Below are 14006 nucleotides of genomic sequence, written 5' to 3'. Positions count from 1 at the left end.
ACAAATAAAAAAACCGACTTAAGAGTCGGCTTTTTTATTAAATTAACGACGATCTTTTAATTGGTCACCTATGATGTCACCTAAAGCAAAGCCACTGTCATCATTGTTCATATATTTTTTATTTACTGAATTGCGGTTATATGAACTGTGTGAACGATTGCCTTCATTTTCAGAATTCTTGGGCTCAGCAGCCTTCATAGAAAGTGAAATGCGGTGCTCACCAGGGTCAATGTTTAAGACCTTGACTTTAACTTTTTGACCAACCTTTAAAACATCACTTGGCTTGTCTACGTGTTTATATGATATTTCAGAAACGTGAACTAAACCTTGAATATTATCAGCTACTTCAACAAAAGCACCGAAGTTAGTTAAAGATTTAACTTCGCCTTCAAACACATCGCCTTCGTGTAAGTCAGCTGTAGCTTGTTCAAAAGGAGAAGGTTCAGTTTGCTTAATTGAAAGGGAGATGCGATGTCTATCATCATCAATACCAATTACTTTAACTTTGACATCTTGACCAGCCTTTAAAACATCGCTTGGCTTATCAACATGTTTGTATGAGATCTCGGAAATGTGGACTAAACCATCAACACCGCCAACATCAACAAAAGCTCCAAAATTAGTTAAACGGGAAACCTTGCCTTCAACAACATCACCCACAACTAACTGTGATGCAACCTTGTCAAAAGCTTCTTCACGTTCTTCTTCAATTAAATCTTTGTGAGAAAGGATTAAGCGGTTCTTACTTGGATCAATTTCAGTAATTTTAAGTTTCATGGTTTTGCCGATAAATGGCTTAAGATCCGAAACATAACGGTTAGAAATTAATGACGCAGGCAAAAATCCTCTAGTGCCTACATCTACTAACAAACCACCACGAACTGAAGAAGTAACTGTGCCTTCAATTGTCTTTCCGGCTTCAAAATCTTTTTGCAGTTCATCGTATGCTTCTCTTTCCTTCAAGCGGGTAACTGAGAAGAAGAATTCACCATTCTCTTTGTCTCCGCCGGCTTTTCTTAAAACTAAAGCTTTGAGCTTATCGCCTGGTTTAACTGCTTCACGTAGGTCAACGTTGCGATCTGAAGTGTATTCACGACGAGGAATTACACCTTCAATACCGGCATTTTCAACACCAACATCGATTTGACCTTCTTCAACGTCTAAGACTTCAACATCTACAATATCTCCGACCTCAACTCCTTGCATTTGCTTTAATGCATCTAAAAATTGATTACTGTTTTCTGACATTATTTACCTCCCAATATCATACTCTAATTCTAAATGAAAGTTTGATATTTTTCTACTGTTTTATACCCTTTTTTTATAGTTTTTTTGACTTTTTTTAATTTCAGATAAGATTGCATTAACTACCTGGTCTATAGTCATAGAAGTTGTGTCTATTTCAATAGCATCAAGTGCCTTTTTTAATGGTGAAATTTTACGATGCGAATCTTTATAATCCCTTTCCGCTATGTCTTGTTCAATTTCTTCAAGGGACTGGTTAGTTTTAATTCCTCTTTCTTTAAAATCAAGCATTCTTCTTTGGGCTCGAGAATGAGCAGACGCAACTAAAAAGATTTTAACGTCAGCTGCAGGCAAAACCGTGGTCCCAATATCACGACCATCCATCACTACATTCATCTGACCGGCCATTTGTCTTTGCAAACTGACCATTTTAGTTCTGATACCTGCCAAAGCTGATACTTGAGAAACGTGAGCAGAAATATCCGGTGTACGTATATCTTGAGATATATCCTTATCGCCGGCAAAAACTTTTTGTTGGCCATTTTCGCTTTTCAGTTCAATTTTTTCTTTGTCAATAGCAGCCAATATGCCTTTTTCATCACTATAACTAAGTTTGTGTTCACGTGCTAACCAGGTAGAAGCACGGTACATTGCTCCCGTATCAATATACGTAAAGTTCAATTTTTGAGCTATTATCTTTGCTACTGTACTTTTTCCAGCTGAAGCTGGTCCATCAATTGCTACTTGCATTCAATAAAAAAGGGACTGCAGTCCCTATCCTTTCTAAGTTATTTGATACGCAGTACTTGTCCGATATCCACCTGACTGTTAGGATCAAGTTGATTTAACTCAGCTAACTGACCAACAGAAATTTTAAAACGACGAGCAATACTACTTAAAGAATCTCCACTTTGAACTATATATTGTTTAGTTTTCACGTGTTTCTTTTTATGCTTAACCTTAGGTTTGGGTTTTGCCTTCGGTTTGCTCTTAGTTTTATTTTCGATAAGTTTGTTTTTTGCAGGAGAAGCTTTAACGTTTGCTTTTTTGGCAGCTTTTTTATGAGTTTTGCGTACTTCAACTATTTTATTACTTGAATTATTATTCGCTGCTAAATGATGTACTACTGGAACAAGGCCAATTAGTATCATTATAAGTAAAACAATGAGTACAATCCAACGTTTAGAAACAGAGTTGTATGTTTCAACTCTGGTTTTTTGCGGACGTTTATAATGTTGATATGGTCCCTTAGGATTATTAGTCATCTTAAAAAGCCTCCTTACCTAACTTGTTTAATTTTAGCATATTTACCATTTAAGTGGATAAAAAAATCGGTCATTTAATAGACCGATTTCATAATTTCTGAGTTTAGTTTTTTAAATTGAAGTTTTTCCTGACAAATGGTTTGATTGTTCTCAAAACAGTTTCAAACAATAAGTAAACCACTGTACCATTTATTGCCCCTTTTAATAAATTAAACGGCACAATAATGCCAAAAATATAGGCACTCATTGATGGAATGTGGAGCAATTTGCCCAAATAAACTTTCTCAGTAAACGCCAATAGACCTGAATAACCATGAATAGCTGGCAAATTGGGTACCGTAGTTGCTGCATAAAAAGGTGTTAGAACCAGAGCATTTAAAACTGACAAAACAAAAGCCATCGCTATAATGCCAAGAACTATACCTAAGATTGGTTTTAAATGTTTTTTAGTAAAACTCTTTTCATCTTTATTGATATTTCTAGTCAAATAATAAAACGGCAAAGCAAATGAAATTGATGCTAAAAAGGCCGCAGATTGACCCACTAAACTTGGTAGCGCAAAACCTTTATATATTAAATTAATTAGCATTCTCACAAACGCGATGAAAATGCCGGGTAATGGACCAAATAAAAAAGTACCAATAGTAATTACAACATCAGAAAAATCAAATTTTAAAAAGCTGGTGACAGGCAATGGTATTTCCAAAAGCATTAATACATATGCAATTGTTCCAATTAAAGTATATGCTACTATATTGACCAAATTATTTCTGCCTTTTCTTTGCAAAATTCTTACCTCCAAAAAAACTCGGTCTGTTGCTTCTAGCAACAGACCGAGTAAAAGTAAGCTAAAGATCTTGGCTTTTAGTTTAGTCTGTCTTCTTTCATCTAGACTTTAACTATCGGTATCACAATAGATTCCACCACTTTCGTGGGTCGCGGACTCTCACCGCCGGTCGGGATTTTCACCCTGCCATGAAGACAACAAACTTAATATTTAATTTTCAATACCATCTTAATCTACGTCTTTTAATCTGTCAACTTCCTCATGGGATAATTCGCGAAAACTTCCGGAAATCAGAGAATCCAGGGTTAAAAAGGCGTATCTTTCACGTGCTAATTTTTTAACCTGATGATGAACAGCCTTAAACATTCTTTTTACTTGATGATACTGCCCCTCATGAATAGTTAACTGTACTATTTGGCTATTTTTTTTGCGGTCAGTTCTAATTACTTTAACTTTAGCCGGAGCACATCTATGACGATCAATTTTTACTCCGTGGGTAAGCTGACTGATTTCTGCAGGAGAAAGCACACCCGTAATTTTAGCAACATATACTTTGGCTACATTATTGCGTGGATGCATCAATAAATTTGCAAGCTCTCCGTCATTGGTCATCAAGAGTAAACCTGACGTGTCATAATCTAGTCTGCCAATTGGGTACAAGCGGTAGGGCAATTCTTTAAAGTATTCAACAACGGTTTTTCGGCCTTTGTCATCGCTGGCAGTCGATACCACCCCACGCGGTTTATAAAAAAGGTATGTGTGCAAACTTTCCCGCTCAATTGGTTCACCATCGACGGTAATATTACTAAATGTATCTACCTTAGTACCTAATTTTGTAACTACATTACCATCAACTGTCACCCGCCCTGCGGTGATCATTTTTTCAGCCTTGCGTCGTGAAGCAATTCCAGCTTCAGCAATTACTTTTTGTAATCGTTCTAACACCATTATGATTCTCCTTTTTGAGTTTTAGCAATATTCTTATCTGCTTGACCCTTAGCCGCAAATAAATCGATTTCACCTTCGGCATTAACACTTTCATCTTCAAAATCTTCAATTAGAGGTAAATCGGCTAAACTTTGATAACCAAAATACTGCAAAAAATAGTCAGTGGTCACGTATAAATTAGGGTGTCCCGGAGCCTCTTTTTTGCCATTTATCTTTACAAGACCCCGCCAAATTAATGTTTGTAAAGCACCAGATGAATTTACCCCTCTGATTTCATCAATTTCTATCCGAGTAATAGGCTGCTTATAAGCAACAATTGCTAATATTTCCAAAGCGGACTGACTAAGACTTTTAGTTAAATCTTTTTGAAAAAAGTTTTCAATTGTTTTGCTTACTTCCGGCCGGGTTGTTAATTTATAAGAATCGTTCAGTTGCTGTATTTGCAGACCTGAATCCGAATTTTGCTGTAATTTTTCCTGCAAGCTTTTAGTTAATTCGCGCAGTGCAGGCTTGCCAATTTGCAGCAGTTCACACAAATTAGTGCTTTCAATGCCATTATCACCGGCCACATACAATAGAGCCTCTAACTGGGCAATTTTAGTTATCATCGCTATCAATTCTTTCCAAGTTCAGATCGCCAAATGTTCTATTTTGTGTTACCCGCAATTCTTGCTTTTTACAAAGTTCAAGCAATGCTAAAAACAAACCAATAACATCAGATAAAGTTTTCATTTTTTGACAACATGCAAAAAAACTGACCTTTTTGCACTTTGCCAATTCGGTTTGCAAAAAAGTACTCATCTCTTTAACAGAGGTCTCTTTCACCTCAACCGAAACAATATCTGGCTGTCTGATCTTCATTCTTTGTAATACTAAAATAAACGTATTAGCCAATTCAGTGGAAGTAATTTGTCCTCGAGGTAACGGCTGAATCTTTTTACTAAGGGGCACGCTTTCCTCTTTAGCAGCAGTAATGGGAACCTTTTCGTTACGCTTTTTAAAGTAAACCGAGATTTTTTTGAATATTGAGTAGGTAATAAGCTGCTGTACGAGTTCATCCCTAGGATCTTCCTGTTCCTCATCATTTTCTATGAAATCATTTTGCGGCAGTAATGATTGAGACTTTATGCGTAACAACAATGATGACATGACAAAGTATTCACCGGCAATTTTCAAATTAAGACTTTGCATTTGATGTAAATAGGCTAAATATTGGCTGGTAATTTGGGCTATCGGAATATCATAAATATCAATTTTCTGTACTTTAATTAAGTGCAGCAACAAATCTAAAGGGCCTTCAAAATTGGGTAATTCCAAAGTAAGATTAGCACTCATATTTTTGAGTCCTTTTTTAAATATTTAATCAGATCAATATATTCAGGAACAGCCGTAATTCTTTTTTGGGGATTACTTTGAGCCAGTTCTTGTATTGCCTTTGCTTCGTATTTAGCTTTGCGAAAATCAGGAGCAAATGAAATGTAGCGAATGACAACAAATTGTTTATTCGCTTGCGTGCCAATCACACCAATAAAATTAGGATCTTTAGACCGATAAAGATATAGACAAAATTCAGCACTATTTTTATTTAATTGAATTTCATCCTTAAGATTTGCGAGATTTTTAAAATCCGGTAAATAGGATAACAAACCCATTGCTACTTTTTCCGTGTCATTTTTACATTCAATTAACATTTAATCACCTTAAATTCGGGGATGAGTTTTCTCGTATACTTGTATGATATGTTTCTGAGACAAATTGGTATAAATTTGTGTAGTACTAATATCCGAGTGTCCTAAAATTTCTTGAACCACACGCAAATCAGCCCCATTTTCAAGTAGGTGAGTAGCGAAGGTGTGTCTTAAAGTGTGAGGGGTAACGTTTTTCTGAATACCAGCCAACTTGCAGTAATGCTTGATAATTTGCCACACAGCTTGTCGAGTTAGAGAACCGCCGCGACTGTTCAGAAAAATAAAATCCGTGTTTTTTCCCACTTTCAATATCAAGGGATCACGTACTTTTTCTTTATAACTATCAATCCAGGACAAAGCAACTTTACTAATAGGAATCAACCGTTCTTTTGAGCCTTTACCAAAAACTTTGACTAATTTCAATTCTTCATGCAAGTCGGTAAATTTAAGGTTTATTAATTCGCTCACCCTTATTCCTGTTGCGTACAACGTTTCAAGTAAAGCACGGTCTCGTAATCCCAGTTTCTTTTTTATATCAGGTTGCTTAAGTAAGTCAGTAACTTCGACTGTGGTTAAAGCAACTGGTAAAGGACGACGTTTTTTGGGTGAGTCTATTTCAAGCATAGGATTCAATTTTTGAATATTTTGTCTTACCAGCCACTGGTAAAATTTTCGCAGACTTGAAATTAAACGACTAATAGAACTTGTTGCCTTCTTTTGATCGCGTTGCTCAGCCAAAAAAGCATCAATATCAATCGCTTTAGTCGGCCAGGAAGTTAAATTTTCCTTTTGTAAAAAATCAATGAAAGAGCTTAAATCCTGCTTGTAAGCAGTGATTGTATTAGCACTTAATCCTCGCTCAATCTGACTAAATCTTAAATAGTCCTCAACTTGTTCTGTTAACTTATTCATTTTTGTCTTCTTCGGGGTCGTTAACTAATGAAATTGTTCCAGTAGTTTTATCTTCCACTATGTATTTTCCCTTCAACAAGTGTCCTAATGCTCGTTTAAAAGCAGATTTTGAGATGCCAAAATAGCTTTTTATATCCTCTGCATCAGATTTATCATAAAAAGGTAATGTTTTATCTTTTTTTCTGCGCAAACTCATCAAAATCATCTGCGCATCTTCATCTATTTCTTCAAATGATCGCGGCAGACTGCTCAAATTTAGGCGGCCATACTGACTAACACCAACAACTCTACCCTTAAATTGTTCACCTAAACGTAGTGGCCGAGCCATTTGTGACGGATGAACAAAACCCAAATAATATTCTTTAGTAATTACAAATGCTCCTACTTCACGGGCTGAATAAACAGTCCCAAAAACATCTTTATTATTCATACCGTCTGGAAAATGAGCTGCAAGTTGTTCAAAAATATTTTCATCCGCCATTTTTGCCCAAATACGATCTTTTTCATCAGTTTCAAGATGAACTAGCAGTTGATCACCAACTTCAGGCCAGCGTTCTTTGTCATAAGGGAGATCATCCAAGGAAATCACTATATCTTTATCTGGCAAACCAATATCTACAAAAACACCTAAGTTATACTTGACTTCAGTCACTTTGCTCCAAGCATACTGATCTTCTTGAGCAAAGGGTAGAAACTGGGTCATTTCGCGATTATGCTGTTTATTATCGTACAGAAATCCTTTGATTTGATCTCCCAGTTTTGGCTTTTCTTCCTGAGTAATTTCCTTTCGTTTCAATTCATAAGTGAAACCTTCGACTTGAACAAAAAAAGAATTTTCATTTTGATCTATTATTTTTCCAGTTGCAATAGTGCCTAGCATGATTAATCTCCTAAGTCTAGATATTGGATCTGATAACAAGTATATCATTTTAATGGCTTAAATTGATATCAGTCAAACCAAATTAACTAATGATTTTAATTTAATTTACCCAGATCAAAAGCAAACAAAAATAGCCAGTACTGGCTACTGGCTATTTTCACATTTTACTTTAATTAAAGATTTGAAACTTCACCTTGGTAAATAGCACCACGACGAGCATCAACAGTAATAGTAATACCACTGCCAATCTTTTCAGTAGCACCAGTAACACCGACCACAACTGGAATTCCTAATGATAAACCGACAACTGCAGCGTGTGAAGTCAATCCAGAAGCTTCAACAACTAAACCTGAAGCCTTTTTAATAGCTGGCATGTAATCAGGATCAGTAGTTCTGGCAACCATGATGTCGCCCTCTTTAACCTTGCTGATAGCTTCTTCAGCACTATTAACAACAACTGTTTTACCAACAACTGAGCCGTTACCAACACCCAGCCCTTGAGCCAATTTGCTACCAATGATTTGTAATTTCATTAAGTTGGTTGTACCGGAGTCACCAACAGGAACACCAGCAACAATGATTACTAAATCACCATCTTTAACATAGCCTTGTTCCTTGGCAACATTAGCTGCTACTTCAAACATATCATCAGTCGAAGCTGGTTTGTCAGTAAGTAAAGGTTGAACGCCCCAAGAAATGCCAAGTGAGTGTTGGATCTTTTCGTCAAAAGTTAAGGCCAAAATATTGGCGTTTGGACGATATTTAGAAATCATTCTGGCAGTATAGCCTGAATTAGTTGCAGTAATAATGGTTTTAACACCTAATTCTTGGGCAGTCCGCACAACAGATTCACCAATAGCTTCAGTAACGTTTGAACCCTTGTATTCTTCAAATCTTTGCAGAGCCAAAGTATTACGCTTAAGAAGTTCTTGTTCAGTTCTTTCATCAATTTCAGCCATTGCAGAAACAGCCTTAACTGGGTACAAACCGTTGGCGGATTCACCAGAAAGCATAGTTGCATCAGTACCGTCAAGTACAGCGTTAGCTACGTCTGAAACTTCAGCACGAGTTGGACGAGGATTTTCTTGCATTGAGTCAAGCATTTGGGTAGCAGTAATAACTGGCTTACCAAGTGCATTTGCTCTCTTGATTAAATCTTTTTGAACAAATGGCACATCAATAAATGGAATTTCAACCCCCATGTCACCACGAGCAACCATTAAACCATCTGAAACTTGCAAGATTTCATCTGCATTATCGATACCTTCTTGTGATTCAATCTTAGGATAAATCTTAACATAATCACAACCTGCATCTTCACACAACTTACGGATATCAAGGATATCCTGTGCCTTACGTGCAAACGAAGCAAAAATAAAGTTAATGCCATGAGCTAAACCAAATTTGATGTCATCAGCATCTTTTTCGGTAATTCCTGGCAGGCGAATTTCAACTCCAGGTGCATTAACACCCTTTTTGGAACCGATAACACCAGTGTTTTGAGCTTCACAAACTAGCTCTTTCTTTTCTTCGTCTTTTTCTTTAATTAATAAGTCAACTAAACCATCATCAATTAAAACATGACCACCAACGTGGGTATCACCATAAAGACCTTCGTAAGTAACATGGATCATGTCCTTGTTACCCGGTTTGGAATCGTCCATTGATACACGAATTTGGTCTCCAGTATTAATGGTAAACTTGCCACCTTCTTGATCAGTGGTTCTAATCTCAGCACCTTTGGTGTCTAATGCGATACCAAGTACTAAGCCAGTTTCTTTTTCGACTTGACGAACCATTTTCATCCGTGACAGATGCTCAGCATGATCACCATGTGAAAAGTTGAAACGGAATACATTTACGCCTGACTTAGCCAAAGCTGTAATAGTTTCAATATCATTTGAAGCTGGCCCTAAGGTACTAACAATTTTAGTTTTCTTCATTATTTAAAAATCTCCCCAAAATCGACTAATTATTTAGTCATTTCTTCATTAATATCAATTAACGACTCTTCGCTGGCATGTTTTTCATCAAATAAATCCAGAATATCGTGGGTTTCCAGTTGGCCATTCTCCATGCCGACAGCTAAACCGCCTTTACCATCAAGAAGTAACTTAACCGCATAATTGCCCATCTTTGTAGCATTTATTCTATCCAAAACTGTAGGTGATCCGCCACGCTGCATATGACCAATAATATTGGCTCTGCAATCGAAATCGCCGTATTTTAAAAGCTCGGTTCTAAAATCAGCAGCATTCATGACACCTTCAGCCAAGATGATAATACCATTGTCTTTGCCGTCTTTGAAACCACGTTTTAATCTGTCTGCAATTTCTTTAATATCAAATTGCCGTTCTGGAACGACGATAGCATCCGCGCCGCTGGCTAAACCAACGCGCATAGCAATGTCACCACAATCACGTCCCATCACATTCACAACAAAAACACGGTGATGACTGCTGGCAGTATCACGAATTCTGTCGATGGCTTGCATGGCTGTATTGCAGGCGGTATCAAGACCAATTGTATATTCAGTGTATGGAATATCATTATCAATGGTACCCGGTAACCCAATAGAATTAATTCCCAAACGGGTTAATGCCAGCGCACCATGATATGAACCATCACCACCAATAACAATTACAGTATCGATGTCATGCTTTTTTAATTGCTCTACTCCCTTTTCCTGCACTTCTTTTTGTGCAAATTCCGGGTAACGGGCACTGTAGAGAAAAGTACCACCTGCATTAATCATGTGATCAATATTTTCAGCAGTTAAGGTTACAAAGTCACCAGCTACAAGCCCGGCAAAACCATAACGAATACCAACAACACCAAGTCCATGATGAATAGCGGTTTTAGTTACAGCCCTAACAGCCGCATTCATGCCAGGAGCGTCGCCACCGCTCGTTAAAATTCCAATTCGCTTCATGAATTCACCTCATCAAGATTTATTGTGTAATTTCTCACATCCACTAAATTTTAACATTCTTTCACGAAAAAATCTCACAAAAAAGGATTAAAATTCTTGATTTGACGGTCTTTTTTGATGTTAGCGGTAACAATACTTATTTGTTAACGCTTAACCAAAAACCCTACTCTTGTAAATTAACAACCTTTAAATTTGTTAAAATATATTGTTTTTTACTCGAATCGAAACGATTGTTCTGAACTCTAATGCCTAATAAATAAATATTACCCTCCTTTAAATTCGATTGAATTTTATCATAAACACCAGGAAAAATTACAATATCCTGCTTACTAGTCGTATCGGCAAAATTGCCAAAAGCCATGGTTTGCCCCTTTTTAGTTCTGACTAACTTTAATGACATTAATTTTCCTACGGCTATGCCACTTTCATGAATTTGAAATTCACTTAGTGCTTTTGCATTAAACTTTTGCGCGTATTTTTCTACCGTTATTAAAGGTGATGTTAACGTGGAAAAGCCCAAGGACTCTACCTCCATGACTGCTTTTTCCTGTTTACTTGGTTCAGGGGCATCTTTGACGGGTATGCCTCCCAGCCCTTCCGATAAAGCTAAATTTTCTCCTGTCAATTTCACATTTTCAATAGTTTCAGGGCAGTTTTGCAATAATTCGTTACGATTTTTGTTTATCCGATCAAAACAGCCCGCTTTAATAAGAGTTTCAATGACATTTGTAATACTATTGGCTTTAATAAATTTAGTATCAATTTGCCGTAAAAAGCCTGCTAAAGAAGTAAATGGTTTTGTCTGACGCTTAGCGATTATCTCTTTAAGAAAATCAATTCTAACACCCTTAATCGCTCTGAGACCAACTAAAATCTGACCATCAATTACCTGATACCATAAAGAGCTTTTATTAATATCAGGTGGCAAAATTTTAACGCCATCTTCTTGTGCTCGCATTATATATTCACTTGCTTTATTTTGATTACCGATATTGGAATTAAGCATAGCCGCATAAAACTCAGCGGGATAATGAACCTGTAAATAAGCTAGCCAAAAAGCGATCATAGTATATGCCACAGCGTGCGAGCGGTTAAAGCCATAATTAGCAAATTGTTCAATATAGTCATATACCCGAGTGGCAACTTGAGTGCTATGACCCTTTTTTACAGCACCAGAGATAAATTTAGCTTTTTCCTGTTCAATAACTTTTTGGTCCTTCTTTGACATTGCCCTGCGTAAAATATCAGCTTCGCCTAAAGAAAAGCCTGCTAAAACCTGAGCAGTCTGCATAACCTGTTCCTGGTAGACTAAAATTCCATATGTTGGAGCCAGGATTGTCTTTAAACTGGGATCAGGATATGTGACTTTTTGTTTACCCTTTTTGCGAGCAATAAAAGTGTTAATATTCTGCATTGGACCTGGACGATAAAGTGCATTGACTGCTACCAGATCTTCAAAATTATCTGGGTGCAGTTCCCGAAGCACATTACGAATCCCAGCAGATTCAAATTGAAAAACTAGTTCTGTTTCGCCTTTTTGAAAAATATTTAAAGTTGGCGGATCGTCCAAAGGAATCTGATTAAAAGCGATTTTTTTACCTTGATCACGAATCATTTTTGCTGTATCTCCAAGGATAGTCAAATTTCTTAACCCTAAAAAGTCAATCTTTAACAAACCCAGAGCTTCCACGTATTTTTTAGTTTGCTGCGTTAGCGGTATCCCCAGTTGACCCGCCTGTAAGCCAGAAATGGCTGCAATAGAATTATCACTGACAACTAAACCAGCAGCATGAATTGAGTAGTGTCGCGGTAACCCTTCTAAGCCACTGGCAGTTTCAAAAAGCAGTTTATTGCTATCACTAGCATTTACCAGCATTTGCATTTTTTTAGATTCCTTATAGGCTTGAGCCAGACTAATTTTACCCTTTGCAAAAGGCACGCTTTTTGACCATTCACTCAATTGCATTTCCTGCAAGCCAAAAACCCGTCCGGTATCACGCAAAACCTGTTTGGCCGCTAATGTACCAAAAGTAAGAATTTGTGCCGCGTGATCCATACCATATTTGGTAAACATGTACTTAATGACATCGTCACGGCGATTGTCAGGAATATCTAAATCAATATCAGGCATTTCGTGGCGAGCTGGATTAAGAAAACGCTCAAAAAGTAAATGATATTCAAGTGGATCAACCTCTGTGATGTTAAGTGCATATGAAACTAAAGATCCACATGCCGATCCCCGGCCAGGACCCATCACAATATCAGTTCGATGACAATAGTTTACTACGTCCCAAACAATCAAAAAATAGTCGTTAAAGCCCATTTGATCGATCACCTGCAACTCATAATTGAGCTGCTTTTGATAACTTGCAGGAACTTGGCGCTGCTTAAAACGACTCTTTAAGCCGTTCTCGGCCAAATACCTTAGGTAATCCTTTGAGCTCGTAAATTTTTTTTGCTTAAATTTCGGTAAGACAGGCGTTTGAAAAATAACTTTAGCATTACATAAGGATGCTATCTTTCCGGTATTACTTAATGCTTCATCCAAGTCTAGTTCATGGTAGCGCTTACTTAATTCCTGAACGGCTGGTAAATAATGTGAACCTGACTGCTTTGCCAGTTCAGCAGTATCTTGTAACACCTCTCCTTTTTTAATGGCCTGCAAAGTTTTGCGTAAAAACTGGTCACGCGGTTTTAAGTAACAAGTATCTTCAACGCTAACTAATGGTACTTCAAATTGCTTTGACAAAGTTTTAACATATTGAATGTATTTTTTTTGCTTTTCATTGCCATAGACACCAATATAAAGAGAACTTGACTTAGGTACTAAACTGATTAATTGTCGCAAAAAATCTGTCCCTAATTTGTCATTTTGTACCTGCAAGTTCAACAACTCACTGTGAGAATTTGCCGGTTCTATCAAAATCAGTTCATGCAAATCCTTAGTCAAATCTGCTAAAGTTAAGATTTTTTGCTTATTGCCATTATCCGTCAAAAGGTTAATTCTACTTGATAAACGCAAAATATTACGGTAACCTTCATCAGATTTTGCCAGTGCTATCAGATCATATTGGTGAGCACTGTCAATTAAGCCGTTTAATCTTAATTGCATCCCTAAAAGTGGTTTAATACCAACTTTTTGAGCAACTTCAAAAAAGTTAACTAACCCGTATGTGACATTGACATCGGTCAATCCAACAGCTTCATAGCCTAATTTTTTGGCAGTAGTAACCAAATCATAAATTTTTACTGGACTTTCTAAAAGTGTAAAAGAACTAAGATTCTGTAATGCAGCATATTTCATTTTTCGGGTCACCCTCCATATAATTTAGTATACCAAAAAGCTATC

13 protein-coding genes and 1 riboswitch are annotated in these 14006 nt (G+C 36.9%); all 13 genes read right to left on the bottom strand.

Going from position 1 to position 14006, the window contains the following annotated elements; genetic code table 11:
- Positions 1-42: 42 nt before the first annotated feature.
- The 13 genes from rpsA to H3R29_RS02170 all read right to left on the bottom strand — a co-directional run bounded on the left by rpsA (position 43) and on the right by H3R29_RS02170 (position 13961).
- The gene (gene rpsA, locus H3R29_RS02230) at positions 43-1248 is read right to left on the bottom strand and encodes a 30S ribosomal protein S1 (protein ID WP_046324799.1); all 1206 of its coding nucleotides are present in this window, start codon (positions 1246-1248) and stop codon (positions 43-45) included.
- Between the two features lie 60 nt (positions 1249-1308).
- Positions 1309-1995 carry a (d)CMP kinase gene (gene cmk / locus H3R29_RS02225; protein WP_198202456.1) on the bottom strand — a complete coding sequence of 229 codons (687 nt, stop codon included), beginning with the start codon at positions 1993-1995 and terminating at the stop codon, positions 1309-1311.
- A gap of 38 nt (positions 1996-2033) precedes the next feature.
- A complete protein-coding gene (locus H3R29_RS02220) occupies positions 2034-2510 on the bottom strand; it encodes a LysM domain-containing protein (RefSeq protein ID WP_198202455.1) in 477 nt (158 codons plus the stop codon).
- 103 nt (positions 2511-2613) lie between these two features.
- On the bottom strand, positions 2614-3300 hold the full coding sequence (locus H3R29_RS02215) for an ECF transporter S component (protein WP_046325202.1): 687 nt from the start codon (positions 3298-3300) through the stop codon (positions 2614-2616).
- 82 nt (positions 3301-3382) lie between these two features.
- Positions 3383-3497: riboswitch (FMN riboswitch) on the bottom strand.
- A gap of 28 nt (positions 3498-3525) precedes the next feature.
- Positions 3526-4242, bottom strand: a complete 717-nt coding sequence (locus H3R29_RS02210; protein WP_370567377.1) for a pseudouridine synthase — start codon at positions 4240-4242, stop codon at positions 3526-3528.
- 2 nt (positions 4243-4244) lie between these two features.
- On the bottom strand, positions 4245-4853 hold the full coding sequence (gene scpB / locus H3R29_RS02205) for an SMC-Scp complex subunit ScpB (RefSeq protein WP_198202453.1): 609 nt from the start codon (positions 4851-4853) through the stop codon (positions 4245-4247).
- A complete protein-coding gene (locus H3R29_RS02200) occupies positions 4843-5580 on the bottom strand; it encodes a ScpA family protein (protein WP_122037561.1) in 738 nt (245 codons plus the stop codon). The genes scpB and H3R29_RS02200 overlap by 11 nt, the downstream gene beginning before the upstream one ends.
- A complete protein-coding gene (locus H3R29_RS02195; RefSeq protein ID WP_110446055.1) occupies positions 5577-5936 on the bottom strand; it encodes a reductase in 360 nt (119 codons plus the stop codon). The genes H3R29_RS02200 and H3R29_RS02195 overlap by 4 nt, the downstream gene beginning before the upstream one ends.
- Positions 5937-5945: 9 nt before the next feature.
- The gene (xerD, locus tag H3R29_RS02190; RefSeq protein WP_198202452.1) at positions 5946-6845 is read right to left on the bottom strand and encodes a site-specific tyrosine recombinase XerD; all 900 of its coding nucleotides are present in this window, start codon (positions 6843-6845) and stop codon (positions 5946-5948) included.
- Positions 6838-7725 carry a S1 RNA-binding domain-containing protein gene (locus H3R29_RS02185; protein ID WP_174794434.1) on the bottom strand — a complete coding sequence of 296 codons (888 nt, stop codon included), beginning with the start codon at positions 7723-7725 and terminating at the stop codon, positions 6838-6840. The genes xerD and H3R29_RS02185 overlap by 8 nt, the downstream gene beginning before the upstream one ends.
- Positions 7726-7898: 173 nt before the next feature.
- Positions 7899-9668, bottom strand: coding sequence for a pyruvate kinase (gene pyk / locus H3R29_RS02180; protein WP_110446053.1), 1770 nt, complete (start codon positions 9666-9668; stop codon positions 7899-7901).
- Between the two features lie 29 nt (positions 9669-9697).
- Entirely contained in the window at positions 9698-10657 is a 960-nt protein-coding gene (pfkA, locus tag H3R29_RS02175) for a 6-phosphofructokinase (RefSeq protein ID WP_046324790.1), read from the bottom strand.
- Positions 10658-10820: 163 nt separating this feature from the next.
- Positions 10821-13961, bottom strand: coding sequence for a DNA polymerase III subunit alpha (locus H3R29_RS02170; RefSeq protein ID WP_198202451.1), 3141 nt, complete (start codon positions 13959-13961; stop codon positions 10821-10823).
- Positions 13962-14006 lie beyond the last annotated feature (45 nt).

It is taken from the genome of Lactobacillus sp. M0393 (assembly GCF_016102025.1).
Lineage (GTDB): Bacteria > Bacillota > Bacilli > Lactobacillales > Lactobacillaceae > Lactobacillus > Lactobacillus melliventris.
This window is presented reverse-complemented; position numbering and strand designations above follow the sequence as displayed.